The organism is Methylobacterium oryzae (genome assembly GCF_021398735.1).
In the GTDB taxonomy this organism is placed as follows: Bacteria; Pseudomonadota; Alphaproteobacteria; order Rhizobiales; family Beijerinckiaceae; genus Methylobacterium.
This window is the reverse complement of the sequence record NZ_CP090349.1, coordinates 2,608,478-2,631,784: the sequence shown is the minus strand read 5'-3', so window position 1 is coordinate 2,631,784 and position 23,307 is coordinate 2,608,478. Positions and strand designations below refer to the sequence as shown.

The 23,307-nt window shown below is 72.0% G+C and carries 22 protein-coding genes; 6 read left to right on the top strand and 16 right to left on the bottom strand.

Features of this window, described 5'->3' with window-relative positions; translation table 11 throughout:
- Positions 1–179 precede the first annotated feature (179 nt).
- The 3 genes from LXM90_RS12670 to LXM90_RS12660 all read right to left on the bottom strand — a co-directional run bounded on the left by LXM90_RS12670 (position 180) and on the right by LXM90_RS12660 (position 3,191).
- Positions 180–1,172 (bottom strand): hypothetical protein, encoded by a 993-nt coding sequence (locus LXM90_RS12670; RefSeq protein WP_020095374.1) that lies wholly within the window; start codon positions 1,170–1,172, stop codon positions 180–182.
- Positions 1,173–1,490: 318 nt separating this feature from the next.
- Positions 1,491–1,901 (bottom strand): peptide-methionine (R)-S-oxide reductase MsrB, encoded by a 411-nt coding sequence (gene msrB, locus LXM90_RS12665; protein ID WP_020095375.1) that lies wholly within the window; start codon positions 1,899–1,901, stop codon positions 1,491–1,493.
- Between the two features lie 99 nt (positions 1,902–2,000).
- Complete coding sequence (locus tag LXM90_RS12660; RefSeq protein WP_020095376.1) at positions 2,001–3,191, bottom strand: YihY/virulence factor BrkB family protein; 1,191 nt, start codon at positions 3,189–3,191, stop codon at positions 2,001–2,003.
- 113 nt (positions 3,192–3,304) lie between these two features.
- On the opposite strand from LXM90_RS12660, the gene LXM90_RS12655 reads away from it, so the two are divergent.
- The 3 genes from LXM90_RS12655 (at position 3,305) to LXM90_RS12645 (ending at position 5,358) form a co-directional block, all read left to right on the top strand.
- Positions 3,305–4,378 carry a UV damage repair endonuclease gene (locus LXM90_RS12655; RefSeq protein WP_020095377.1) on the top strand — a complete coding sequence of 358 codons (1,074 nt, stop codon included), beginning with the start codon at positions 3,305–3,307 and terminating at the stop codon, positions 4,376–4,378.
- A gap of 46 nt (positions 4,379–4,424) precedes the next feature.
- Positions 4,425–4,976, top strand: a complete 552-nt coding sequence (locus LXM90_RS12650) for an RBBP9/YdeN family alpha/beta hydrolase (protein ID WP_042675936.1) — start codon at positions 4,425–4,427, stop codon at positions 4,974–4,976.
- A gap of 154 nt (positions 4,977–5,130) precedes the next feature.
- Positions 5,131–5,358, top strand: a complete 228-nt coding sequence (locus LXM90_RS12645; RefSeq protein WP_012319110.1) for a hypothetical protein — start codon at positions 5,131–5,133, stop codon at positions 5,356–5,358.
- Positions 5,359–5,366: 8 nt separating this feature from the next.
- On the opposite strand, the gene LXM90_RS12640 is transcribed toward LXM90_RS12645, so the two are convergent.
- The 8 genes from LXM90_RS12640 to LXM90_RS12605 form a co-directional block, all read right to left on the bottom strand.
- Complete coding sequence (locus LXM90_RS12640; protein WP_020095379.1) at positions 5,367–6,395, bottom strand: YcjF family protein; 1,029 nt, start codon at positions 6,393–6,395, stop codon at positions 5,367–5,369.
- A 28-nt stretch (positions 6,396–6,423) separates the two neighbouring features.
- Positions 6,424–7,869 carry a YcjX family protein gene (locus tag LXM90_RS12635; protein WP_020095380.1) on the bottom strand — a complete coding sequence of 482 codons (1,446 nt, stop codon included), beginning with the start codon at positions 7,867–7,869 and terminating at the stop codon, positions 6,424–6,426.
- Positions 7,870–7,956: 87 nt separating this feature from the next.
- A complete protein-coding gene (locus tag LXM90_RS12630; RefSeq protein WP_020095381.1) occupies positions 7,957–9,084 on the bottom strand; it encodes a hypothetical protein in 1,128 nt (375 codons plus the stop codon).
- Positions 9,085–9,130: 46 nt separating this feature from the next.
- The gene (hisN, locus tag LXM90_RS12625) at positions 9,131–9,919 is read right to left on the bottom strand and encodes a histidinol-phosphatase (RefSeq protein WP_012319114.1); all 789 of its coding nucleotides are present in this window, start codon (positions 9,917–9,919) and stop codon (positions 9,131–9,133) included.
- Positions 9,920–10,027: 108 nt separating this feature from the next.
- Positions 10,028–12,115: an AI-2E family transporter gene (locus LXM90_RS12620; RefSeq protein ID WP_020095382.1), complete on the bottom strand. Its 2,088-nt coding sequence runs from the start codon at positions 12,113–12,115 to the stop codon at positions 10,028–10,030.
- Positions 12,116–12,229: 114 nt separating this feature from the next.
- Positions 12,230–13,684: an MmgE/PrpD family protein gene (locus LXM90_RS12615; RefSeq protein WP_020095383.1), complete on the bottom strand. Its 1,455-nt coding sequence runs from the start codon at positions 13,682–13,684 to the stop codon at positions 12,230–12,232.
- Between the two features lie 277 nt (positions 13,685–13,961).
- Positions 13,962–15,254, bottom strand: coding sequence for a nicotinate phosphoribosyltransferase (pncB, locus tag LXM90_RS12610; RefSeq protein WP_091680394.1), 1,293 nt, complete (start codon positions 15,252–15,254; stop codon positions 13,962–13,964).
- Positions 15,255–15,376: 122 nt separating this feature from the next.
- Positions 15,377–15,880, bottom strand: coding sequence for a pyridoxamine 5'-phosphate oxidase family protein (locus tag LXM90_RS12605; RefSeq protein WP_020095385.1), 504 nt, complete (start codon positions 15,878–15,880; stop codon positions 15,377–15,379).
- Between the two features lie 127 nt (positions 15,881–16,007).
- Between LXM90_RS12605 and LXM90_RS12600 the strand changes: the two genes are divergently transcribed.
- The 3 genes from LXM90_RS12600 (at position 16,008) to mobA (ending at position 18,218) form a co-directional block, all read left to right on the top strand.
- Positions 16,008–16,295 (top strand): hypothetical protein, encoded by a 288-nt coding sequence (locus LXM90_RS12600; protein ID WP_026605283.1) that lies wholly within the window; start codon positions 16,008–16,010, stop codon positions 16,293–16,295.
- Between the two features lie 155 nt (positions 16,296–16,450).
- Positions 16,451–17,599, top strand: a complete 1,149-nt coding sequence (apbC, locus tag LXM90_RS12595; protein ID WP_020095387.1) for an iron-sulfur cluster carrier protein ApbC — start codon at positions 16,451–16,453, stop codon at positions 17,597–17,599.
- Between the two features lie 70 nt (positions 17,600–17,669).
- Positions 17,670–18,218, top strand: coding sequence for a molybdenum cofactor guanylyltransferase MobA (gene mobA / locus LXM90_RS12590; RefSeq protein ID WP_020095388.1), 549 nt, complete (start codon positions 17,670–17,672; stop codon positions 18,216–18,218).
- A 152-nt stretch (positions 18,219–18,370) separates the two neighbouring features.
- On the opposite strand, the gene LXM90_RS12585 is transcribed toward mobA, so the two are convergent.
- The 5 genes from LXM90_RS12585 to gyrA all read right to left on the bottom strand — a co-directional run bounded on the left by LXM90_RS12585 (position 18,371) and on the right by gyrA (position 23,273).
- Positions 18,371–18,829, bottom strand: coding sequence for a peptidylprolyl isomerase (locus tag LXM90_RS12585; RefSeq protein ID WP_010686120.1), 459 nt, complete (start codon positions 18,827–18,829; stop codon positions 18,371–18,373).
- 77 nt (positions 18,830–18,906) lie between these two features.
- Positions 18,907–19,404, bottom strand: coding sequence for a hypothetical protein (locus LXM90_RS12580; protein ID WP_020095389.1), 498 nt, complete (start codon positions 19,402–19,404; stop codon positions 18,907–18,909).
- A 7-nt stretch (positions 19,405–19,411) separates the two neighbouring features.
- Positions 19,412–19,960 carry a peptidylprolyl isomerase gene (locus tag LXM90_RS12575; RefSeq protein ID WP_020095390.1) on the bottom strand — a complete coding sequence of 183 codons (549 nt, stop codon included), beginning with the start codon at positions 19,958–19,960 and terminating at the stop codon, positions 19,412–19,414.
- 27 nt (positions 19,961–19,987) lie between these two features.
- On the bottom strand, positions 19,988–20,491 hold the full coding sequence (gene coaD / locus LXM90_RS12570) for a pantetheine-phosphate adenylyltransferase (RefSeq protein ID WP_020095391.1): 504 nt from the start codon (positions 20,489–20,491) through the stop codon (positions 19,988–19,990).
- Between the two features lie 49 nt (positions 20,492–20,540).
- Entirely contained in the window at positions 20,541–23,273 is a 2,733-nt protein-coding gene (gene gyrA, locus LXM90_RS12565; RefSeq protein WP_020095392.1) for a DNA gyrase subunit A, read from the bottom strand.
- Positions 23,274–23,307 lie beyond the last annotated feature (34 nt).

Genomic DNA, 23,307 nt, shown 5'->3' with positions numbered 1-23,307 from the left:
ACTATCACCCGGCGCCTCAACGGCTGCACGCTTATCCGCCCGGAACCATCCGTGACAAAAACCTGTCATTCCCGGACGAAGATCTCTCGTATCCGAGAGCCGCGGACCCGCGAAAACAGACGGGCCGCAGCGCGATCTGCGCTGCGGCCCGGCCGTGCCTCGCGTCGTTGCGACGCGGGTCAGGTCTGCTGCTGGGTCCGGCGGGGGCGGACGGTCCAGCGCTCGAACATCGAGGCGGGATCCTCGCTCTTCCCGTCCTTGTTCTCGGCGGCGGGATCAGGCTGCTGGTGGATCGCCGCGCCGAGGGCCTGCGACAGGCTCTCGATGACGTCGTCGATGCGGGCATCCCCGTGCAGGGCGTCGCCGCTGCCGGATTGCGGGGCTGGCGTCTCGGCGGCCGGCGCGGCGTGCGCGGCCGCTTCCGGCGCGGGCTCCGGCTGCGGCTCGGGCTCGGGGTGATGCTCCGGGGCCGGCTCGGGCGGGCGCGGGGCGGCCGCGGCGGGCTCAGGAGCCGGCGGCGGGGCGGCGACGACCGGCGCGGCGGTGGCCAGCGCCGCGGGAGCCGCGGCCCGGCGCATAGCACCCATCGCGCCCTCGTCGGACTCGGTGCTCCGGCTGCTGCTGCTGCTACCGTAACGGCCGAAGCCGAAGCGCGGCTCGATCAGGTCCAGCACCGCGTCCAGCGCGGCGTTGCTCAGCGCCACCTCCTCGGCCGCCGGCACGCCCTGGATGGCCAGGGCCGCCCGCTCGAAGGCCGGCTCGCTGCTGACCTCGCGGCCGAACCAGCTCGGGGCGTGGAAGCCGGCGGCCTCGCCGTCATCGTCGAAGGTGACGCTGATCAGGTCCAGGCTGCCGGGGGTGACGTAGCGGTCGATGGCAATCTCGCGCCCGCCGGCATTCAGCGTGGTGCGGTCGTAGGCGGCCTTGCCGGGGCACACGTCCAGCAGGGCGTCGCCGTGGGCTCGCGGGACGTCGGTGCGCTCCTCGACCGGGACGCCGTCCGGCCCCTTGTTCACCAGGACCAGCTGGCAGACCTGGCCGTCGACGCGCACGTAGGAGGCCCGGCCGCCCTGGGGCGCGAAGTGACCCTCGGTGATGCGGGCGCCACCCCGCTCCTTGCGGATCAGGCGGACCAGGGATGGTGCGACCAGAAATCGGCGAACGGTGCTCATGAACTCAAAACCCCTCCCGCTTGGTCGGCGGCGCGCCGATCCGGCGGACAGCCCTCAGCGCCGCCGGGCTGCACGGAAGAGGACACGTGGAGCCGGCCCGCACGGCGTATAAGCTGACTGCCACGCCGTATTCGCCAGAGCCTGACCACTTCCGTCGCCAATCACCGGACAGCGACATCCTGAGACTATAGAGCGCTAAGCAAAAACGCGACGAAATCAAGACCGGATCCGGCCGAGGATCCGGCCCCGGCGGTCCCTGTCCCCGATATCCCGGCTTTCGCGCCGCGTTTCCGAACCCAGGTTAGCGGCCCCCGCGATTCATTCAGCCGGCTCGAAATTCATCGCCGCGCCGTTCATGCAGTAGCGCAGCCCGGTCGGCGCCGGGCCGTCGTCGAAGACGTGGCCCAGATGGCCCTTGCAGCGGGCGCAGTGCACTTCGGTGCGGACCATCCAGTGGCTGCGGTCCACCGTGGTCTCGACGGCGCCGTCGAGGGGCTCGAAGAAGCTCGGCCAGCCCGTTCCGGACTCGAACTTGGTGCCCTGCTCGAACAGCGGCTGACCGCAGCCGGCGCAGGTGAAGGTCCCGGCCCGCTTCTCGGCGAGCAGACAGCTCGTGCCGGCCCGCTCCGTGCCGTGCTCGCGCAGGACCCGGTACTGCTCCGGTGTCAGCGCCGAGCGCCACTCGGCGTCGCTGCGGGTCTCCGGGCTAGTGGTCGGCGTGTCGGCCATGGCGATCTCCCTTCTCGCCACGCTATATAGGGATCGCGCGCCCTATCCGGCAGTCCCGGAGGATGCCGCAGGGCGTCTCCGGGATCGGAGACGCGGCGTTCAGGCGGCGGCGCCGACGGTGTCGGCCATCCGCGCCCGGCGCGCGCCCATCGGCAGCGGCGCGCCCGTGGTGGTGTCGCGGGCGGTCTGGTGCTCCAGCTCCGCGTTGATCTCGCCTCCGAGCAGCACGATCGTCGAGGAGATCCAGATCCACGTCATGAAGCCGATCACGGCGCCGAGCGACCCGTAGGTCTCGTTGTAGGTGCCGAAATTGGCGACGTACCAGGAGAACAGGAGCGAGGCGGCGAGCCAGAGCAGGCCCGCGACGACGCTGCCGAACCCGACCCAGCGCCAGCGGGCGTGCTCCCGGCTCGGCCCGAACCGGTAGAGCACCGACAGGCCGCCGAGCAGGACGATCAGGATCGCCGGCCAGCGCAGGGCCGCGAGCAGCCACGCGGTCGAGCCGAGGCCCAGGAAGTTCAGCATCACCGGCACGACGACGATCACGTTGAGCGCGACGATGATGAACAGCAGGGCGCCGACCGTGAAAGTGAGCGAGCGGAGGTTGAGCCAGAAGAAGTTCCGCTTCTCCTCCTCCTCGTAGACGACGTTCAGCGCGTCGAACATCGCCTTCATGGCCGCGTTGGCGCTCCAGATCGACAGGAGCAGGCTGGAGAAGAACGTGATGCTGAGGGAGCCGCTGCCCTTGGCGGCGATGCGCTTGACCTGGTCGCCGATGAGCTCGACCGCGCCGGACGGCAGGACCGCGTGCAGCTGGGCGAGGTGATCGTTGATGACGGTCACGTCGGCGAAGAGGCCGTAGCAGGAGACCAGCGCGGCGATGGCGGGGAACAGCGACAGCAGCGTGTAGAAGGTCACCCCGGCGGCGACCGCCAGGACCCGGTCCTTGTTGAACTCCAGGTAGACCCGGACGACGATGTCCTTCCAGCCGGACCGCGTCATCTCGACGGGGCTGTCGGCGGCGCGGCCGCGCTCCGGCTGGGTCGCGGCGGTGAGCTGCGCGGCGCGCCCCGAGATCGAGCGCGCCCCCGCGGCGACGCCCTTCCGCAGGCCCCGATCGTCGCAGGACGGATCGCGGTCGAGCGGCGGCGCGTCGGCGGGGAGAGCCGCCGGCACGCGGCGCCGCGCCGGCGCCGCCGCGAGGGCGACCAGTGCCGAACCGAGCATCAGGATCCAGAGGATCGAGCCGCCCTCCGAGGGGCCGGTCGAACGCGACGGTGACGGGGGCATGGATCGGGGCCAGTGCGCGGAACTGCCGCGCTCGGGACTCCCAACGTCGTCGTGCCGCGGCCGTTCCGCGCGTCGCGCGGGGACGCCGCGGCCCTCCGCGCGTTGTGCTCGTTATGCGCGATCAGCCCCGTCTCGGATTCTGCTGCAAGTTCGTCCTGGACGAGCCGCCCGGCACCCATGCCACCCTCAAGGCGGAGCGGGAGGCCACGCTGCACATGAACCTCACCAGCGTGACCATGGCCCATCTCACGAAGCTGGAGCCGGCCGCCCGGCGGGTGAAGCTCACCGGGCTCGTCGCCCACAACCTCGACGCCCTCGCCCGCCAGATCGCCTGGGTCGGGGCCCGGCCGCCGCTGGAGCGTCTCCTGCGCATGGCGAGCAACGTCCTTCCGGGCTACACCCACCCGATCGCGCAGCCGCTCTACGCCGAGCCCGAGATGGCGGCGCTGGTCGAGCGCGGCCTCGCCGAGGCCGGCGCGCTGGCCCGCCGGCTCGGGGTGCGCCTGAGCTTCCACCCGGGACCGTTCTGCCTGCTGGCGAGCCGCAACCCGGCGGCGATCGCCAACGGCCTGTCCGAGCTCGACTACCACGCCGAGATCTTCGACCGGATGGGCTACGGCGGCGGCTGGCATCCGCACGGCGCCCATATCAACATCCATGTCGGCGCGGGCGACCCGGGGGTCGAGGGCTTCCGCGAGACCCTGCCCCGGGCGAGCCGGGTGGCGCGCGACCTGGTGACGGTCGAGAACGACGAGAACGTGTTCGGCCTCGACGCGGTGCTGCGGCTCGCCGACCTCGTGCCCGTGGTGCTCGACCTGCACCACCACTGGGTCGAGAGCGGCGGGGAGTATCTCGAGCCGGACGATGCCCGGATCGCCCGGGTGCAGGAATCCTGGCGCGGCGTCCGGCCCGTGGCCCATATCAGCGTGTCGCGCGAGGCGGTCTCCGCCGCCTGCGATCCGGACGCCCTGCCCGACTTCCCGGCCCTGCGCGCGGCCGGCCACGCGGTCCGGGACCTCGCGGCCCATTCCGACATGATGTGGAACCGGGCGGTGAACGACCTCGTCGCCCGGCACCTCGCCTGGGCGGATTTCGAGATCGAGGCCAAGGCGAAGAACCGCGCCTCCGTGCAGATCGCCCGACACATCCTGGCCCTCGAGGGAGCGGCGCCGATCGCGGCCGAATGACGGGACGGTCTCGACGCGTCCGTCGGTCCGCACTAGGCATCCCGGTATGAAGACCGCCGACTGCGACATCCTCATCGTCCCGGGGCTCGGGGGCTCCGAGGAGGACCATTGGCAGGCCCGCTGGGCGGGCCGCCTCGCTACCGCGCGCGTGGTCGAGCAGGACCAGTGGCACGAACCGACCCCGGAGGCGTGGTGCGGCCGCATCGCCGAGGCGGTCGCGGCGGCGACGCGGCCGGTCATCCTGATCGCCCACAGCCTCGGCGTGGTGGCGTGCGTCGAGGCGGTGCCGCGCTTCCCCGCGGGGGTGGTGCGCGGCGCCCTCCTGGTGGCGCTCCCGGACGTCGAGGAGGCGCCGGGCCTGCCCGACGCGGTCCGGGCCTTCGCGCCGGTGCCGCGCGATCCCCTGCCCTTCCCGGCCCTGCTGGTCGCCAGCCGTACCGACCCGTACTGCCGCTACGAGCGGGCGGACGACTTCGCCCATGCCTGGGGGGCGCTCACGGTCGACGCGGGCGAATCCGGCCACCTCAACGTGGCGAGCGGGCACGGCCCCTGGCCCGAGGGACTGATGCGGCTCGCCGGGTTCCTGAAGGGGCTCTGAGCCTGCGAGCCCTGCGGCGCGCGAGGACGATCGGCGTCCCCGGGGCTCGGCGGGATGGGACCGGCACGGGTCGTATTAACGCGCTGTTTACCACCGCCCTCTTCAGTGGCGGCACGGGCGGTCCTTCGTCCCGAAGCCGCCCCTGGAGAGCACCGTGACGCGCAAAGAGCTTCTCGAACGACTCGAAGCGGTGCAGACCGCCCTCGGCCCCCGGGCCCAGAGCAACTTCAACAGCTCGCTGTTCAACGACGTGACGCTGCTCAAGCGGATCGAGGCCTTCGAGGCCAAGCTCGGCGAGCCCGAGAAGCCGAAGACCGCCGACTACACCGGCAACATGTTCTCGCGCATCGCCAACCGCCGCGCCGCCGCGGGCGCCAAGTAGTCCCGCCCCTATTTCGGCTCGGCCCCGGCCGAGCGCAGCAGCTCGCCGGCAACGTCGGCGAGCCGCGGCGGGGCCTCCCGCACGAACGGCAGCGGCCGGCAGACGTTGAGCGCCGCGAGCCCGAACCGGGCGGTCATCAGCCCGTTGAGCACGCCCTCCCCCAGCTTGGCGGAGACCCGGGCGGCGATCCCGAGCCCCAGAACCTGCTGCATCACGCTCTCGCCCACCGCCATGCCGCCGGTGACCGTGAGATGCGCGAGCGCCGCGCGCCCCAGTCGCAGGAAGCCCAGGAAGCCCGGCCGGCCGCCGTAGATCGCGGCGATCCGGCGCAGCAGACGCACCGCCGCGAACACCACGAAGGCCACGTCGACGATCGCCCGCGGGCTCAGCGCCGTCACCGCCGAGACCTGCTTGGCCGTCGTCGCGATGGCGTTGCGCGCCTGCCGGTCGAGGCCGGCGAGCAGTTCGTGCTCGGCCAGTCCGATCCGGTCGTCGACGTCGAGGATCGCGTCGGCGGCGGCGTCGATCCGGGCGCGGCCCGCCGACAGGGCGTCGCGGTCCGCGTAGAAGGTCGAGAGCGCCTGCACCACCGCCTGCGCGCCGGTGTGGTCGCGGGTGGCGAGGGCGTCCAGCGCCGACTGGCGCAGCCGCTCGATCTTGCGCTCGCGCCGCAGGCCGGCGAGTTCCCGCACCACGATCGCCAGCAGCGCCAGCGCGGCGAGGCCCAGCAGCGCGAGCGCGACCCAGCCGAGCCAGGGGGCGGCCTGGAACAGGTCGCTGATCATCCGCTCGACCGACAGGCCGACGCCCAGGGAGACGAGGCCGCCCACCGCCGAGAAGAACAGGGCACCCCAGGGCGAGCGCGAGCGCGGCGCCACCGGCACGGCGACGCCGTCGGCGGCGTCGAGGATCTCGAAGGGTTCCTCGACGATCCGGGCCTGCGGCGGCCGCGGTCCGAGCGGCGTCGTGGTCACGCTCGGCTCGCCGACCGGTTCGGGGCTGATCCGGAAGGCGCGGGGTTTCTGGCCGGAGGTCATGGTCGCGGGCTCCGCATCGCACACATCGTCACGCCAGCCGGTCGCCGATCAGGAACTGCATCGCCCGGTCGAGCCGGATCTGCGGCAGGTGCCCCGCGCGGCCGAGCCCGTCCGGGCGCACCAGCGGCGGCCGGAAGCGCGGGAAGCGCAGCGAGCCCGGCTCGACCGCCCCCTCCAGCACCGCCTCGGCGCGGGCCGGCAGCTCGCCCGGGAAGATCGCGGCCTCGCTGTTGCCGTCGAAGACCTCGTCGCCAACCACCTCGCCGGCTTCCGGCGTGCCGGCCACCGCCCGCAGCGTCTCCGACCCGTCGTGGACGGTGGTCTCGCGGGTGGCGCGCACCGAGGCGAGCGCCACCGTACCGACCCGGGCGCCCGCGGCCTCGGTCCGCCGCATGGCCCGCGACACGAGCAGCCGCAGCAGCGCGTCGAGCCGGTCGTGGCTCGTCTGGTGGAGATGGTCGGCCTTGGTGGCGGCGAACAGCACGCGGTCGGCCCGTGGCGCGAACAGCCGCGACAGCACCGTGTTGCGGCCGATGTTGAGGCTGAGCAGCACCGCGTCCAGCGCCTCCTCCAGCTCCGCCAGGGCGGTCGGCCCGGCATCGACCGCCGACAGGACGTCCACCAGCACGATCTGCCGGTCGACCCGCTGGAAATGGTCGCGGAAGAACGGCGTCACGACCTTGGCCTTGTAGGCCTCGAAGCGCCGCTCCATCAGCCCGGCGAGGCTGTCGGGGGCGATCGTCTCGGTGAGCCGGTCGAGGGGCGCGAAGGTGAGCGCCGGGGAACCCGCGAGGTCGCCCGGCATCAGGAACCGGCCCGGGGGCGTCGTCGCCACGGCTTCGGGGCCGGCGCGCAGGCCCGCGAGGTAGGTCTTGAAGGCGTCGCTCGCCCGCTCGGCCGCGACCTCGTCGAGGGGGCCGTTCGGGTCGAAGCCCTTGAGCGCCTCCAGCCAGGGCGCCGCCACGGCGGCGCGGCCGGGCCGGCGGGTGCCGCCGATCGTGGCCCGGGACCACGCCGTGTAGCTGGTCTCGATCAGCGCGAGGTCGAGGAGCCATTCGCCCGGGTAGTCGACCACGTCGAGCATCAGGGTCGCGGGGCCGGAGCGCCAGCCGGCGGCACGCTCGTAGGCGATCTCCAGGCGGAACTGGCTGATCCGGTCGGTGGAGCGCGGCCAGCGCCGCGCCTCGGTGAGCGTCGCGAAATGCTCCTCGAAGGGGAAGCGCGGCACGTCGTCGTCGGGCTGGGGCACCAGCTTGGCGCGGCGCAGGCGACCCTCCTGGGCGGGCGCGAAGGCCGGCAGCGCGTGGGTCTCCACGAGGTGGTGGATCAGCGCCGTGGTGAACACGGTCTTGCCCGAGCGCGCGAGCCCGGTCACGCCCAGCCGCAGGGTCGGCTGGACCAGCAGGTCGTGCGAGGCTTCGGCGAAGGCTTTGACGGCCGAGCCGGCGCGCGCGGCAAGGTCGATCAGGGGCACGGGCGGGCTCGTGGTGAGGGGAACGGGCCGGGCAGAGGTGGCGCGGGCGGGCCGGAACCGCAAGGCTTGCCGCCCGGGAAGCCGCCCCTAGGGCGGCGCGGTGCTGGCGGCCGGCGTGGGCGGCTTCAGCCGGGCGATCGCCCCGGCGACGAGGTCCGGGCCGGCGCGCAGCGTGCCGAGCTCCACCGCCGACATCGCCAGCATCACGGGCGCCAGATTGGCGCGCGGCGCGCCGTCCGGCCCGAACAGGTCGAGGTCGTCGCCGGGCTTCAGGCCGACGCTGGCGCTGATGCGGTTGGCGTAGGCCTGGATCCGGACCTCGTCGCCGGTGCAGAGCGGAGCCGGCAGGCGTAGGTCGAGGACAGGCAGGCCGGCCGCGATCGCCGGCAGCAGCGCGGATTCTGCGACCATCCGGTCGGCACTCGGGACGCGACTTGGCTTCCGGTCGAGCAGCGCCGACGGGTCGGCGACGCTCCCGGCCGGGCGGCCGGTGGAGGCGGAGATGCCCGCGGCGATGTCGGGAACCGGCTGGAGCATCGCCACCCGCGGGATGGCGGCCGGGCGTCGGGTCGGGCGGCCGGCCATCCGGGCGAGCGGCGACCAGGGCTGAACCCGCAGGGCCGCCCGGCCCCGCGGCGCGCCGCCGGGGCGGTGCGCGGCGAGGTAGCGCGCCCGCAGGGTCCGCCCGAGCCCGCGGGGCGCGAGGGCCGCCGAGACGACCGGCGCCGCCGCCGGCCGGCCCGGCCGCGCGGGCGCGGCACCGACGCGGCACTCGGCCGGCGCCCAGCGGCGCACGATGGCCAGCGCCGTGCGACGGCCGTAGTCGCGGTAGTAGCGCCGCAGCAGGCTCGCGGCGGCGTCGGCGCCGTCGTCGAGGGTGGCGAAGGCGGTGTGGCCCTCCCCGTCGGCGCCGATCTCGCCGGACCAGCGGGCGGACTTGATGCACCAGCCGTTGTTGAGCCGCACGCAGCGGGCGACGTAGGGCGGATCGTCGGTCAGCGAGGCGGTGATCGCCAGCGCCCGCGGCGTCAGCTGCGCGCCGGTCTGGGCGTGCCAGTTGGACACGGAGCGGGTCGCGGGGTCGAAGCGCGGGGGTGGGCTGCCGGCCTGAGCGGAAACGGTCGCCGGGGGCGGAAGGGCGCGCGCGAGGGCGTCCGCGCCGGCCTCGGCGCTCGGCACCAGGGTCGTGATCAGGATCAGCGCGTTCAGCAGCACGCGGTCGGGCCTTCGCGGCGGCGGACGGGCTCGATGCGGACGCGCGTCACGGGTTCAGAACCTTGAGCGCGGCCTCGTGCAGCCGCGGGTCGCCGGCCGCGATCACGCGGCCGCCGCCGGCGGCCGAGCCGCCGTCCCAGGCGGTGACCCGCCCCCCCGCCCCCTCGACGATCGGGATCAGCGCGACGATGTCGTAGGGCTTCAGCCCGGCCTCGACCACGAGGTCGATCTGGCCGGCCGCCAGCATGCAGTAGGCGTAACAATCCGCGCCGTAGCGGGACATCCGCACCTGGCCTTCCAGCGCCCGGAATCGCTCGGCCTCGTCGCCGGCCGCGAACAGCCGGGGATCCGTGGTCGCCAGGATCGCCTGGGCGAGGTCACCGCAGCGGCGGGTGCGCAGGGTCCGCTCGCCCGCCGGCGCGCGGAGCTTGGCGCTGCGCCCGTCCCCGGTGAACCGCTCCGCGAGATAGGGCTGGTGCATCATCCCTCGCACCGGCACGCCGTTGCGGGTCAGCCCGATCAGGGTTCCCCAGGTCGGCAGGCCGCCGATGAAGGCGCGGGTGCCGTCGATCGGGTCGAGGACCCAGACGCACTCGGCGTCGGTGCGCTCCGCGCCGAATTCCTCGCCGAGGATGCCGTGGCCCGGGAAGGTCTGGCCGATCATCGCCCGGAGGACGACCTCGGCGGCCCGGTCGGCCTCGGTGACCGGATCGAACGGCGCCCCGCCGCGGGCCTTGTCGTCCAGGCCGAACTGGGCGCGGAAGAACGGCAGGATCGCCTTCCCGGACGCGTCCGCGAGGTCGTCCATGAACCGGCCGAGTTCGACGACGCTCATCCGTTCCGTCCCCTGTTGCGCCCGAAGGCCGCCCGGCCAAACGGCCCGTCCCGACGAAACCGGCGCGCGCCCCTGCCCGTCAAGCCCCCGCCCCCGCGCATCCGCGACTCACGCCCCGGCCGGCGCGGGCAGACGCGCCGCCTGGCCGCGGGCGTCCGACGTGCCCTCCGATGCGTCCGTCGATGCGTCCGTCGCGGTCGCGCAGGTCGCGTCCTCCTGCGCGGCCGCCAGGATAGCCTCGACGGCCTCGCGCAGCGATCCGACCTGCGCGTCGGCCTCGGCGCCCCCCGGCCCGCCGGCGAGGCGGTTCGCCCCGCTGTCCTGGGCGAGCCACAGGCCGAGCAGGACCGGAACGCCCGGGACCCGGCCGCGCAGCCGGCGGATCAGGCGGCGCAGGTGCGTCGGCTCGCCGTCGAGCGCCAGGGAGACCACGCAGGCGATCCGCGCCGGCCCGGTCTCGAACCGGCCGATCCGCACGGAGGCCGTCTCGGCGAACGGGACCGTGCGGACGCCGAGGCCGCGCTTCTCCAGGATCTGCGCGAGGATCGCGGCCGCGGCCTCGTCCAGGAAGCCGCGCCCCGCCACGCACAGCACCGCGCCCTCGCGCGTCCAGGCGGCGGGCAGCGCCTCCGCGGGCGGCCCCATCGGGAGCGGGCTGCAGGCGCTCTCCTCGCCGTCGCCCGTCGCCCCCGCGACGGCGTCGCTCCGGTCGGAGAGGTCGGCGATCAGCTCGGTGAGCGCGGCGCGCATCGCGCCCTTCTGCTGCGCGGTCAGCACCCCGCGGGCCGCGTCGCGGGCCGCGAGTTCCAGCGCCTTGAGCACGACGTCGTCGTAGTAGGACGAGAGCGAGCATTGCTGCAGGATCAGCTCGGCATGGCCCAGCACCTCCTCGGAATCGCCCGCCAGGATGCGCTGGTAGAAGTTCTGGACGGGCGTCAGCGCCGGCCGGTCGCCGAACAGCACGTCCAGGAACTCCAGGTGCTCGACGTAGCGTCCGAGCACCACGAGGCAGACGGTCAGGGGCGTCGAGAGCAGCAGGCCGACCGGCCCCCACAGCCACGTCCAGAACAGGGCCGAGACCAGGACCGCGAAGGGCGAGAGCCCGGTGGATTGCCCGTAGAAGATCGGCTCGAAGACCTGGCCGGTCAGCGGCTCCAGGACGACGAACAGGATCGCCACGGCGATCATCATGTTCCAGCCGGGATCGACCGCCGCGGCGAGCGCCATCGGGAGGATCGCCGACAGGACCGCCCCGAGATACGGCACGAAGCGCATCAGGGCCGCGAAGATCGCCCAGAGCACCGGGTTCGGCACGCCGATAAGGTAGAGGCCGATGCCGATGACCACGCCGAAGGCGGCGTTGAGGGCGAGCTGGACCACGAAGTAGCGGCTCAGGCGCTTGGCCGCGTCGTCGATGGCCACGGTGGTCCGGTGCAGGTCGCTCGATCCGGCCAGCCGGATCATGCGGTCGCGCAGGTCCTCGCGCTGCATCAGCACGAACAGCAGCACCACGAAGACGATGCCGACCGTGGCCAGGGGATGCATCACCGGCGTGAGCACGGTCGAGAGCATCTCCAGGGAGCCCGGCGGGGTCGTGGCGACCTCGACGAGGACGGGCTTGGGCGCGGCCTGGGCCGGCTCGGGAGCCGCCGAGGGCGTCGACGGCGGCGATGCCGGCGACGTTGACGGCGGTGGCGCGGCCGGCTGCGCCTCCGGGCTCCCGGCCTCCTTGGCGCCGCCGTGCAGCGCCCGGCCGATATTGGCGACGTATTCCGTGACGTGGCCCACGGGCGAGTCGCGCAGGCCGTTGATCTTGCGCTCGATCGTGGCCCGGTAACGCGGGACGTCCCCCGCGAGATCGGCCGCCTGGATGCCGATCAGCGTCGCCAGGGAGGCCACGATGCCCACGGTCAGGAGCACGCTGACGCCCACCGCCACCAGCCGCGGCAGCCGCAGCCGCCGCAGGCGGTTCACCAGCGGCGTCAGCACGAACGACAGCAGCAGCGCGATCGCGATCGGGATGAAGATCTCGCGGCCGAAATACAGGGCGGCGATGATGGTGGCGCCGACCACGACCGGCGACGCCATGGCGGCCCGCGGCGTCTCGGCCGCGGCGACGCGGGTCGGCCGCGGCGGGATCAGGGGAGTCCCGGGCCGCACTGCCGGTTCGACCCCGACCGGGGTTCTCGTGCCCATACCGTGATCCACGTCCCGAACGCCACGCGCGGGCGGCCGCCGGGAGCGGCGGAAGCCTCGCGGACGGGGAACGGCACAGGACGCGAAATCGATCCCGAGGGTTTCGCGTTCAGGTTAGGCGCCCGCGACGCCGGCCCGCGCCACGTCGCCCGCATCCTTCAGCTCGGGCAGAGACCAGCACAGCTGCATCACCTTCCTGGCCTGCGCGTCCGGCAGGATGCCGGCGGCGAGGTCGGTGAATTTCGCCTCCAGCTGCGCGTCCGACATCGGCTTCTCGACGCTTCCGATGGCGTGCTCGATATGCCGGTGGAAGGTCCGCCCGTCGTTCAGCGTCACGGTCATGTCGACCTGCGCGGGATCGACGCCGGGGGTGATCACCGGGACCACCTTCTGGCGCAGGGCCACCACCCGCGGATCGTTCACCGACCGGTCGCTGAACTGCTTCTCGCCGCCCGCGCCCTCCACGAAGGCCACCGCGGCGGCGTGGTAGATGCTGAACTTGCCCTCCAGGCCGGTCTTCGGCGCGGTCTTGCCGGTCAGCTCCAGGACGAGCGGGTGGACCTTCAGGTCGACGCGCTGGATGTCCTCCGGCCTGACGTGGTCCTGGTCGCGGATCTGGATCGCCGCGTCGATCGTCGGGTGCATGACGATCCCGCAGGCGAAGGGCTTGTAGGTGTTGAGCTGCGCCTCGTAGCGGGTGCCGAGGCCGTCGGTGATCTGCGACCAGTCCTGCTTGGTGGAGATCGTGTTGGCCCAGCCGCGCTTGGCCTCGATCATGCCGTCCGACGAGGTGAAGCCCTTGGCCGCCAGGATCGCGGCGAACAGGCCGTTGGACGCGGCCCGGCCCGGGTTGAAGCTCTTGTTCATCGAGCCGAACGACTCGCGCAGGCCCACCGGCTGCGAGGCGGCGAGCCCGAGGGCGTAGACCATCTGCTGCTCGGTGAGGCCCATCAGCTTGCCGGCGGCGGCGGCCGATCCGAACACGCCCGCGGTGCCGGTGATGTGCCACCCGGCATCGTAGTGGTTCGGGTAGACCGCGTTGCCGATCCGGCATTCGGCCTCGATCCCGACCACCAGGGCTTCGAGGAAGTCCTTGCCGGAGACCGGTTTCATCGCCGCGTAGGCCAGGATCGCCGAGGCAACCGGGCCGGCCGGGTGGATGATCGTCTTCAGGTGGGTGTCGTCGAAGTCGAAGATGTGGCTCGACACGCCGTTGAGGAAGGCGGCGTTCATGATGTCGAACCGCTCGGTCCGTCCGAACAGCCCGGCCTGCGGCGGCCCGGAGAAGGGCTGCAGCGCCGAGACCGCCACGTCGACGGTCTCGTGGTGCGAGCCGCCGATGGCCACCCCGACCCAGTTGAGGAAGCTGCGCACGCCCTCGCGGCGGACGGGCTCCGGCAGGGTGTCGTAGGAGGATCCCAGGATCCACTGCGCGAGGATCTTCGTGACGTGCGGCGGCGCTGCCTTCGCGGCCGGCTTCGCGGCCTCGGCCGCCTGCGCGCCCTGCAGGGCGGGCGCCGTCAGGGCGAGGCCCGCGGCCCCGATGAGCGAGCGGCGATTCATCGACATGGCGTTCTCCCGGACAGGGCCGCCCGAGGCGCCCCGATTGCCGGACATGATAATGAATTCATCCCTGGGGCGGCGGCCTCCGTGTTTCACCGCGGCGGGTCTGATACCGTTTCCGGTTGAACGCTTCGGTCGGTGCGGCCCGCTCCGTCTTTGCGAGTGCAGCGAAGCAACCCAGGGCTGCGGGACAGCAGGGGGCGTGGCGCTATCTGGATTGCTTCGCTCCGCTCGCAAGGACGGCGGAACCGATCTGATCAACCGAAAACGGTACGAACCCCCTTCACACCACTACCGGGAGGGCCTCCTGCGCGCCCACGCCGAAGACGCGCCGGTACCGGGCGACCTCGTCGGCCGGGCCCTGCGCTTTGGTGGGATTGTCGGAGAGCTTCACGGTCGGCCGGCCGTCGGCCTGCGTGACCTTGCAGACGATGGAGACCGGGTCGAGCTTGCCGTCCGGCAGGAGCCCGCGGAAATCGTTGGTGAGCAGCGTGCCCCAGCCGTAGCCGATGCGCATGCGCCCGTGGAACCGGGCGTGGATGCGCTCGATCTCGTCGATATCGAGGCCGTCCGAGAAGATCGCGAGCTTCTCCCGCGGGTCGTGCCCGCGATCCTGCCAGAAGCGGATGACCTCCTCGCCGCCCTCGATCGGGTCCTTCGAGTCGATGCGGATGCCGGTCCAGTCGCTGACCCAGTCGGGGGCGTTCGCCAGGAATCCGGTGGTTCCGTAGGTATCGGGCAGGATCACCAGCAGGTTGCCGCCGTAATCCTCCTGCCAGTCGGCGAGCACCGCGTAGGGCGCGGCGGCGAGCGCCGCGTCGTCCTCGGCGAGCGCCGCGTAGACCATCGGCAATTCGTGGGCGTTCGTCCCCACCGGCTCGACCTCCTGCCGGGCCGCGATCAGGCAGTTGGAGGTGCCGAGGAACGCGCCGTCCAGGCCCTCCGCCATGGCCTGGACGCACCAGTCCTGCCACAGGAATCCGTGGCGCCGACGCGTGCCGAAATCCGCCACCGACAGGTCCGGAAGCCTCTGCAGCCGCTCGATCTTCTCCCAGACCCGGGTCATGGCGCGGGCGTAGAGCACCTGCAGGTCGAGCTTGCCGAGGCCCCGCAGCACGGCCCGCGCCCGCAGCTCGTTCAGGATCGCGAGCGCCGGGACCTCCCACATGGTGGTCTCGACCCAGGGGCCGTGGAAAGTCAGCTCGTACTGGCCGTCATGGACGGCGAGCTCGTATTCGGGGAGCTGGAAGGTCTCGAACCAGGAGACGAATTCGGGGCCGAGGATGCGTCCCTGGCCGCGGAACACGTTGCCCCGCAGCCACGTGATCTCGCCCTTACTGAGGCGCAGCGTTCGGGCGTGGTCGAGCTGTTCCCGCAGCAGCCCGGCATCGACCTCGTCGGCGATCCGGATCCGGCGGGTGCGGTTGGTGATGCCGAAGGTGGTCTGGATGTCGGGGTGCCGGCGCAGGATCGTCTGCGCCATCAGGAGCTTGTAGAAATCGGTGTCGAGGAGCGACCGCACGATCGGGTCGATGCGGAAACTGTGATCGTAGACCCGTTTCGCCAGATCGAGCATTCGTCAGGCACTCTGCCGCGCTTGGAACGCGCAGAGCGCATGCCGGGACCGCACACGTCAAGAAGACGGGCGGCCTCCGCCCGGAGACCGCCCGCGAAAGCGCCGATCCTGACGACCGATCCTCAGGCGAGGTCGACCTTCTTGATCTCGGTCTTCGGGCTCTCGCCGGTGAGCGAGGCCTTCACGTAGCCGTAGAGGTGCAGCATCGTGCTGTTGGGGCTGTCCCAGTACTCGCCCTTCTCCGGGTGGACGCGGATCAGAGCGACCTCCGGGTCGTTCTTCCCGTTCGGGAACCAGGTCTTCAGGCTCTCATTCCACTTCGCGTCGATGATCGACTGGTCGCGGACGATCTCCGCCTTGCCGGCTACCGAGACGTAGTTCTGGCTCGACGGGTCGGAATAGGCGAGGTTGATCTGATTGTCCTTGCTGATCTCGGCCGTCTTGGGCGAGTGCAGCTTGGTGAAGAACCACAGGTCGCCGTTCTCGTCGGCGTCGTTGTTCCACATCGGGCGGCTGTTGAGCGTGCCGTCGGAGTCGACGGTGGTCATCATGGCGATCTTCACGTCCTTGATGAGCTCGAACAGCTTCTTCGCGCCCTCGTGGTCGCGGTGGTTGCCCTGATGCATGAAAGTGGTCTCCTACGCGTCGTTTCGGTCCCGGCGGGGTCTCCGGAGGGAGCCCCGCCCGAAGGCTGCCCCGACAACGGATCAGTCTCCGGTTGGTTCAGCTTGCCCGTGCGGTGAGGAGGTTCGGATGCGAGGTGTTCGGAGATTGGGGCGTACGGCCGCGGCGCTGGCGCTGGGCGCGCTCTGTCTCGGCGCTCGGCCGGCCGGCGCCGAGGTGCGCTTCGGCCCGGGCGTGCGCATCGGCGGCCACGACTTCTCGAACCGCCGCTACGGCAGCGTCCACATCGAGCGCGTGAAGCGCCTGCGCGGCCCCCTCGGCTGCCGTCGCCTGCGGCATGGGTTCTACCGGCGCGGCGACGGGACCGTGGTGCGCGGCCCGATGGAGGCGTGCAACCTCATCGCCCGGCCGCACTGACGCCGGCACGGTCCAGGCGGCGCCCCGCTCCGGCGCGGGATGGCCGCGGGGACGCGGGCCACCGGCGCGCGCCGATCTCGGGCCCGGGGTCTGGTGTTCTGGGCCCGCTCGGTTACATGCACTGGCATACCTGCTTGCCCCGGTGGAGAACGATTTTGGCGATCACCCGCGACGACGTGCTGAAGGCGCTCGCCGACGTCACCGTCGATGCCGCCGGCACCACCCTGCCCGGCTCGGGACGGCTGTCCCAGGTCGTGGTCGATCCGAACAGCCGCGTGATGTTCTCGATCCTCGTCGATCCCAGCGAGGCCGAGCGGTTCGAGCCGGTGCGGCGCCAGGCCGAGGGGCGCGTCCTGAAGATGCCGGGCGTCTCGGGCGTGTTCGCGAGCCTCACCTCCGAGCGGAACCAGAGCCACCCGGCCCAGAGCGGCGCCGCTCCCCGGCCCGTGACGCCGCCGCCGGTCGCGCCGCCGCGGCCCGGCGCGCCGCCGAACCAGGGCCCGCAGATCGCGGGCGTGCGCCACATCGTGGCGGTCGCCTCCGGCAAGGGCGGCGTCGGCAAGTCGACCACCGCCTGCAACCTCGCCCTGGCGCTCCAGGCGCAGGGGCTGAAGGTCGGCCTCCTCGACGCCGACATCTACGGCCCCTCCGTGCCGAAGCTGTTCGGGCTCTCGGGCAAGCCTAACGTCGTCGACAACAAGGCCATGGAGCCGATGGTCGGCTACGGCCTCAAGGTCATGTCGATCGGCTTCCTGATCGAGCCCGAGACGGCGATGATCTGGCGCGGCCCGATGGTGCAGTCGGCCATCACCCAGATGCTGCGCGACGTGCTCTGGGGCGAGCTCGACGTGCTGCTCGTCGACATGCCGCCCGGCACCGGCGACGCGCAGCTCACCATGGCGCAGGCGACGCCGCTCTCCGGCGCCGTGATCGTCTCCACCCCGCAGGATCTCGCGCTGATCGACGCGCGGCGCGGCGTGACCATGTTCAAGAAGGTCGCGGTGCCGATCCTCGGCGTGATCGAGAACATGGCGACCTTCGTCTGCCCGAATTGCGGCCACGCCTCGCACATCTTCGGGCACGGCGGCGCGCGGAACGAGGCGCAGCGGCTCGGCGTGCCGTTCCTCGGCGAGGTGCCGCTGAACATGACCATCCGCGAGACCTCGGATGCCGGTCGGCCGGTGGTGGCGACCGATCCGGAGGGGCCGCACGCCAAGGTCTACCGGGACATCGCCGCTCAGCTCTGGGCGAACCTGTCCGGCGCTCCGGCCGGGCGGACGGCGCCGAAGATCGTCTTCGAGTGATCCTGTGCCCTCCCCGCCTCTTCCGCCGCCGGTCCTGGGCCTGATCCTCGCCGGTGGGCGGGCGCGGCGGATGGGCGGGGGCGACAAGCCGCTGCTGCGGCTCGGGGGGCGGACCCTGCTGGAGCGGGTGGTCGAGCGGCTCGGGCCGCAATGCGGGGCGGGACTGGCGCTCAGCGCCAACGGCGACCCGGCGCGGTTCTCCGGCTTTCCCGGTCCGGTCCTGCAGGACCCCGTGCCGGATCAGCCGGGCCCGCTCGCCGGCATCCTCGCCGGGCTGGAGCACGCCGGCGCGCGGGGTATCGCGCGGGTGGTGAGCGTGTCGGGCGACGCGCCGTTCCTGCCGGAGGATCTGGTAGCGCGCCTCGGCGCGGCCGGACCAGAGACCGGCATCGCGCTCGCGGCCTCAGGGGAGCGGCAGCACTACACGATCGCGCTCTGGCCGACGGCTCTGAGCGACGCGCTTCGGGACTATCTCGAACGCGGCGAGCGGCGCGTCGGCGCCTTCATCGCGCGCCACGGGGCCGCGGTCGCGACTTGGCCGATCGAGCCGGTGGACCCGTTCCTCAACATCAATTCGCCGGCGGATCTGGCGGCGGCGGAAGCCCTGGACCGCGGGTGATGCGGCCCGCCGTCATCACGAGCGAAGCGAAGTGACCCAGGGCAGCGCGACGCGTGAAGACGCGGCGCTACTGGATTGCTTCGCTCCGCTCGCAAAGACGGTACAGCCGAAGCCATCGAGAGATGGCTTCGGCTGTGAGGCTTGATCCGAGCTCAGGCCGCCGCGACGGTCGCCTTCACGATCTTGTCCGGCGAGCGCGGCGGCTCGCCCTTGTTGATCGTGTCGACCACATCCATGCCTTCCACGACCTTGCCCCACACCGTGTACTGCTTGTCGAGGAAGCGGGCGTCGTCGAAGCAGATGAAGAACTGCGAGTTCGCCGAGTGCGGGAAGTTCGTCCGCGCCATCGAGCAGGTGCCGCGCACGTGCGGCTCGGCGTTGAACTCGGCCTTCAAGTCCGGCAGGTCGGAGCCGCCCGAGCCGGTGCCGGTCGGGTCGCCGGTCTGGGCCATGAACCCGTCGATCACCCGGTGGAACGGCACGCCGTCGTAGAAGCCCTGGGCGGCGAGCGTCTTGATGCGCTCGACGTGGCCCGGGGCGAGGTCGGGGCGCAGCGCGATCACGACGCGGCCCTTGGTGGTCTCCAGCACGATGGTCTCGTTGTCGGCCATAGTCTTTCCTTCCGGTTGGGGGAACTGTATCGGCGCGTGCCGGATCCGGCCAGCGCCCGTGTCGGTCTCGCCGGCGCTCAGGCCGGCGGGCGGTAGACGAAGCGGAGCGCCACCGGCCGCCCCGCGATCGCCCGGCCCAGACCCGGCGTGATGTGGACCGGGGTGCAGCGCGCGAGGGCGTCGAGGGTCCCGCGCACCAGGGTATTCCGCCGATCGCCCGCGACCCCCGCCGCGTAGGTGACGCGGGGCGGCCCGATCAGGCTGCCGTCGCGCCGCAGCGCGAGCCGCAGGGTGATCTCGATGTCGTCGGACCCGCCGCTCGGGCGGCCGAGGCCGCCCGGTGCCTGCCAGCAGGCGGCGAGCGCCGGGTAGAGCTCGGCCAGGGTGTCGGCGGGCTTGGTCGCCATCCGGGCGACCGGGACCGGGACCGTGGCGCGCAGGGTCTGGGGCAGGCTCAGCGGGTAGCCGCCCCCCGGCTCCTCGGCGTAGCCGTAGAACGGCGCGCCGTCATAGGCCGCGGCGGCCGCCGGGATCAAGCTCAGCAAGAGGATCGAGGCGGCGCGCCGGCCCGGCATGCGGCCGCTACTTGGCCTTCTCGGCGAGCGTCATGCTGACGATCTTGTCGGGATCCTGGACGGCCCCGCCCGGCGCGCCCGGGGCGGCCTTCTTGATCTTGTCGAGGACGTCGAGCCCGTCCGTGACGTTGCCGACGATCGTGTACTGGCCGTTCAGGAACGGCGCGTCGCCGAGGCAGATGAAGAACTGCGAGTTCGCCGAGTTCGGATCCTGCGAGCGGGCCATGCCCACGGTGCCGCGGCGGAACTGGGCCGACTGCGTGAACTCGGCCGGGATGTTCGGCAGGCTGGAGCCGCCGGTGCCGTTGCCCTTCGGGTCGCCGGTCTGGGCCATGAACCCGTCGATGACGCGGTGGAACTTGAGGCCGTTGTAGAAGCCCTGCGAGACAAGGGTCTTGATCTGCTTGACGTGCTTGGGCGCGATGTCGGGCCGCAGCTCGATGGTGATCCGCCCGTCCTTGGTCTGGAGATAGACCGTGTTGGCGTCGGCGGCCCGGGCCGCCTGAGCGGTGCCGAGCGTCAGGGCGAGCGCGAGGAGGGCGTGGCGTCGGTTCATCGAAGTCCTTCCAGGGTCGGGCCGGTGTCAGGAATGGGCGGCGAAGCGCTGCCGGAGGCGCGCGGCGACCGCCGCGGGCACGAAGGGCGAGACGTCGCCCCCCATGCCGGCGATCTGGCGCACCAGCGTCGCGGTGATCGGGCGGGCCTGCGTCGAGGCGGGCAGGAACACGGTCTGCACCTCGGGCGCCATGGCGCCGTTCATGCCGGCGAGCTGCATCTCGTAGTCGAGATCCGTGCCGTCGCGCAGGCCGCGGATGAAGATCGCGGCGCCGCAGCGCCGGGCGGCCGAGACGGCGAGATCGTTGAAGGTGACGATCTCCAGCGCCGCACCCTCGGCCTGGGCCACCGGCCCGCAGGTCTCGCTCAGCAGCGCCGCCCGCTCCTCGGCGGAGAACAGCGGGGCCTTGCCGGGGTGGACGCCGATGGCGATCACGAGGCGGTCCACCAGCCGGCAGGCCTGGCGGACCACGTCGAGATGGCCGTTCGTGACCGGATCGAACGAGCCGGCGTAGAGGGCAGTGCGGGTCATCGCGACCCGACCTAGAGCATTTTCGCGCCGGACGGAACCGGGCGGCGCCTCAGGCCTCCTCGCCGCCCTCGGGACCGGCCTCGGCGCCCTCGTCCTCGCCCTCGATGTGCTCCACCGAGACGACCTTCTCGTCCTTGGCGGTGTTGAACACCGTCACGCCCTGCGAGGCGCGGCCGACGATGCGGATGTCGTCCACCGGCACGCGGATCAGCTGGCCGCCGTCGGTGACTAGCATGATCTGGTCCGAGGCCTCGACCGGGAAGGACGCCACGAGGCTGCCGTTGCGGGCATTGACCCGCATCGCCGTGATGCCCTTCCCGCCGCGTCCCGAGGTCCGGTACTCGAACGACGAGGAGCGCTTGCCGAAGCCCCGCTCCGACAGGGTCAGCACGTACTGCTCGGCCGCGCCCATCTCGTTGTAGCGGTCGAGCGAGATCGCCGCCGCCTCGGCGCCGTCCTCGGGCTCCGCGTCGCCGTTCTCCTCGGCCTCGCCGGTCACGGCGCGGCGCATCTTCAGGTAGCCGGCCCGCTCCTCGGCGCTGGCGTCGAAGGCGTTCAGGATGGTCATCGAGATGACCCGGTCGTCCTTGGCCAGCAGGATGCCGCGCACGCCCGTGGAGTCGCGGCCCTTGAAGACGCGCACGTCCTCGACGGGGAAGCGGATGCACTGGCCGAGCGCCGTGGTCAGCAGCACGTTCTGGTCCGGACGGCAGATCTCGACGTGGACGATGTGGTCGCCCGGGTCGAGCTTCATGGCGATCTTGCCGTTGCGGTTCACCGTGGTGAAGTCCGAGAGCTTGTTGCGCCGGACGTTGCCGCGCGCGGTCGCGAACATCACGTCGAGCGTCTCCCAGGACGCCTCGTCCTCGGGCAGCGGCATGATCGTGGTGATGCGCTCGGAGGTGTCCTGCAACTGCAGGATATTCACCAGCGCCTTGCCGCGGGCGTTCGGGGCGGCCATCGGCAGCCGCCAGACCTTCTCCTTGTAGGCCTGGCCCTGGCTGGAGAAGAACAGCACCGGCGTGTGGGTGTTGGCCACGAACAGGCGGGTGACGAAATCCTCGTCGCGGGTCGCCATGCCGGAGCGGCCCTTGCCGCCGCGGCGCTGGGCTCGGTAGGTCGAGAGCGGCACGCGCTTCACGTAGCCGGCGTGCGACACGGTCACCACCATGTCCTCGCGGGCGATCAGGTCCTCGTCCTCGACGCTGCCGTCGAAGTCGACGATCTCGGTCCGGCGCGGGGTGGCGAACTGCTCGCGGACCTCGGCTAGCTCGCCCTTGACGATGCCCTGGATGCGGGCGCGCGAGCGCAGGATGTCGAGGTAGTCGGCGATCTCGTCGGCCAGCGTCTTCAGCTCGTCGCCGACCTCGTCGCGGCCGAGAGCCGTGAGGCGCTGCAGGCGCAGGTCGAGGATGGCGCGGGCCTGGGTCTCGGACAGGAGGTAGGTCCCGTCCTCGGCGACGCGGTGGCGCGGGTCGTCCACGAGCGCGATCAGCGGCGCGATGTCGTGGGCCGGCCAGTCGCGGGCCATCAGGGCCTCGCGGGCCGTGTTCGGGTCCGGCGAGGTCCGGATCAGGCGGATCACCTCGTCGATGTTGGCGACCGCGATCGCGAGGCCGCACAAGACGTGGGCGCGCTCGCGGGCCTTGCCGAGGAGGAACTTGGTCCGCCGGGAGACGACCTCCTCGCGGAAATCCACGAAGGCCTGGAGCAGGTCCTTCAGGTTCATCAGCTCGGGGCGGCCGCCGTTCAGCGCCACCATGTTGCAGCCGAAGGAGCTCTGCAGCGGCGTGAACCGGTAGAGCTGGTTCAGCACCACGTCGGCCATCGCGTCGCGCTTGATCTCGACGACGATGCGCATGCCCGTCCGGTCGGATTCGTCGCGCAGGTCCGAGATGCCCTCGACGCGCTTCTCCTTCACCAGCTCGGCGATCTTCTCGACGAGCGTCGCCTTGTTCACCTGATAGGGGATCTCGGTGAAGATCAGCGCCTCGCGCTCCTTGCGCAGCTCCTCGACATGCGACTTCGCGCGCATGATCACCGAGCCGCGGCCCGTCGCGTAGGCCTGCCGCGTGCCGGCGCGGCCGAGGATCATGCCGCCGGTCGGGAAGTCCGGGCCGGGCACGATCTCGGTGAGCTGCTCGATGGTCAAGCCCGGATCGTCGATCAGCGCCACGCAGGCGTCGATCAGCTCGCCGAGATTGTGCGGCGGGATGTTGGTCGCCATGCCGACCGCGATGCCGCCCGCGCCGTTGACCAGCAGGTTCGGGAAGCGGGCCGGCAGGACGGTCGGCTCCTCGCGCGACTCGTCGTAGTTCGGTCCGAAATCGACGGTGTTCTTGTCGATATCGGTGAGCAGCGCGGTGGCGGGCTTGGCCAGCCGCGATTCGGTGTAGCGCATGGCGGCCGGCGGATCGCCGTCCACCGAGCCGAAATTGCCCTGCCCGTCGATGAGCATGAGGCGCATGGAGAAGTCCTGCGCCATCCGCACGAGGGCGTCGTAGATCGATTGGTCGCCGTGCGGATGGTACAGACCGATCACGTCGCCGACGATGCGGGCCGACTTGACGTATTTCCGCTCGGGCAGGTGCCCGGATTCGAAGGCGGAGTAGAGGATGCGCCGGTGCACCGGCTTGAGACCGTCGCGGGCGTCGGGAAGCGCCCGGCTCACGATCACGCTCATCGCGTAATCGAGGTAGGAGCGGCGCATCTCGTCGGTGATGGAGACGGGGCGGATGTCGCTGGCGGGCGGGGCGGCGCCAGTCGGATCGTTCTCGGCCAAGTCGGTATCCGTTCTGAAGCCCGGACGGGCGGTG

What these genes read in the sequence shown, in the direction of transcription:
- LXM90_RS12670 (WP_020095374.1), bottom strand. Translation starts at nt 1,172, where the DNA reads ATGAGCACCGTTCGCCGATTTCTGGTCGCACCATCCCTGGTCCGCCTG.
- msrB (WP_020095375.1), bottom strand. Translation starts at nt 1,901, where the DNA reads ATGGCCGACACGCCGACCACTAGCCCGGAGACCCGCAGCGACGCCGAG.
- LXM90_RS12660 (WP_020095376.1), bottom strand. Translation starts at nt 3,191, where the DNA reads ATGCCCCCGTCACCGTCGCGTTCGACCGGCCCCTCGGAGGGCGGCTCG.
- LXM90_RS12655 (WP_020095377.1), top strand. Translation starts at nt 3,305, where the DNA reads ATGCGCGATCAGCCCCGTCTCGGATTCTGCTGCAAGTTCGTCCTGGAC.
- LXM90_RS12650 (WP_042675936.1), top strand. Translation starts at nt 4,425, where the DNA reads ATGAAGACCGCCGACTGCGACATCCTCATCGTCCCGGGGCTCGGGGGC.
- LXM90_RS12640 (WP_020095379.1), bottom strand. Translation starts at nt 6,395, where the DNA reads ATGACCTCCGGCCAGAAACCCCGCGCCTTCCGGATCAGCCCCGAACCG.
- hisN (WP_012319114.1), bottom strand. Translation starts at nt 9,919, where the DNA reads ATGAGCGTCGTCGAACTCGGCCGGTTCATGGACGACCTCGCGGACGCG.
- LXM90_RS12620 (WP_020095382.1), bottom strand. Translation starts at nt 12,115, where the DNA reads ATGGGCACGAGAACCCCGGTCGGGGTCGAACCGGCAGTGCGGCCCGGG.
- LXM90_RS12615 (WP_020095383.1), bottom strand. Translation starts at nt 13,684, where the DNA reads ATGTCGATGAATCGCCGCTCGCTCATCGGGGCCGCGGGCCTCGCCCTG.
- pncB (WP_091680394.1), bottom strand. Translation starts at nt 15,254, where the DNA reads ATGCTCGATCTGGCGAAACGGGTCTACGATCACAGTTTCCGCATCGAC.
- LXM90_RS12605 (WP_020095385.1), bottom strand. Translation starts at nt 15,880, where the DNA reads ATGCATCAGGGCAACCACCGCGACCACGAGGGCGCGAAGAAGCTGTTC.
- LXM90_RS12600 (WP_026605283.1), top strand. Translation starts at nt 16,008, where the DNA reads ATGCGAGGTGTTCGGAGATTGGGGCGTACGGCCGCGGCGCTGGCGCTG.
- mobA (WP_020095388.1), top strand. Translation starts at nt 17,670, where the DNA reads ATGGGCGGGGGCGACAAGCCGCTGCTGCGGCTCGGGGGGCGGACCCTG.
- LXM90_RS12585 (WP_010686120.1), bottom strand. Translation starts at nt 18,829, where the DNA reads ATGGCCGACAACGAGACCATCGTGCTGGAGACCACCAAGGGCCGCGTC.
- LXM90_RS12580 (WP_020095389.1), bottom strand. Translation starts at nt 19,404, where the DNA reads ATGCCGGGCCGGCGCGCCGCCTCGATCCTCTTGCTGAGCTTGATCCCG.
- LXM90_RS12575 (WP_020095390.1), bottom strand. Translation starts at nt 19,960, where the DNA reads ATGAACCGACGCCACGCCCTCCTCGCGCTCGCCCTGACGCTCGGCACC.
- coaD (WP_020095391.1), bottom strand. Translation starts at nt 20,491, where the DNA reads ATGACCCGCACTGCCCTCTACGCCGGCTCGTTCGATCCGGTCACGAAC.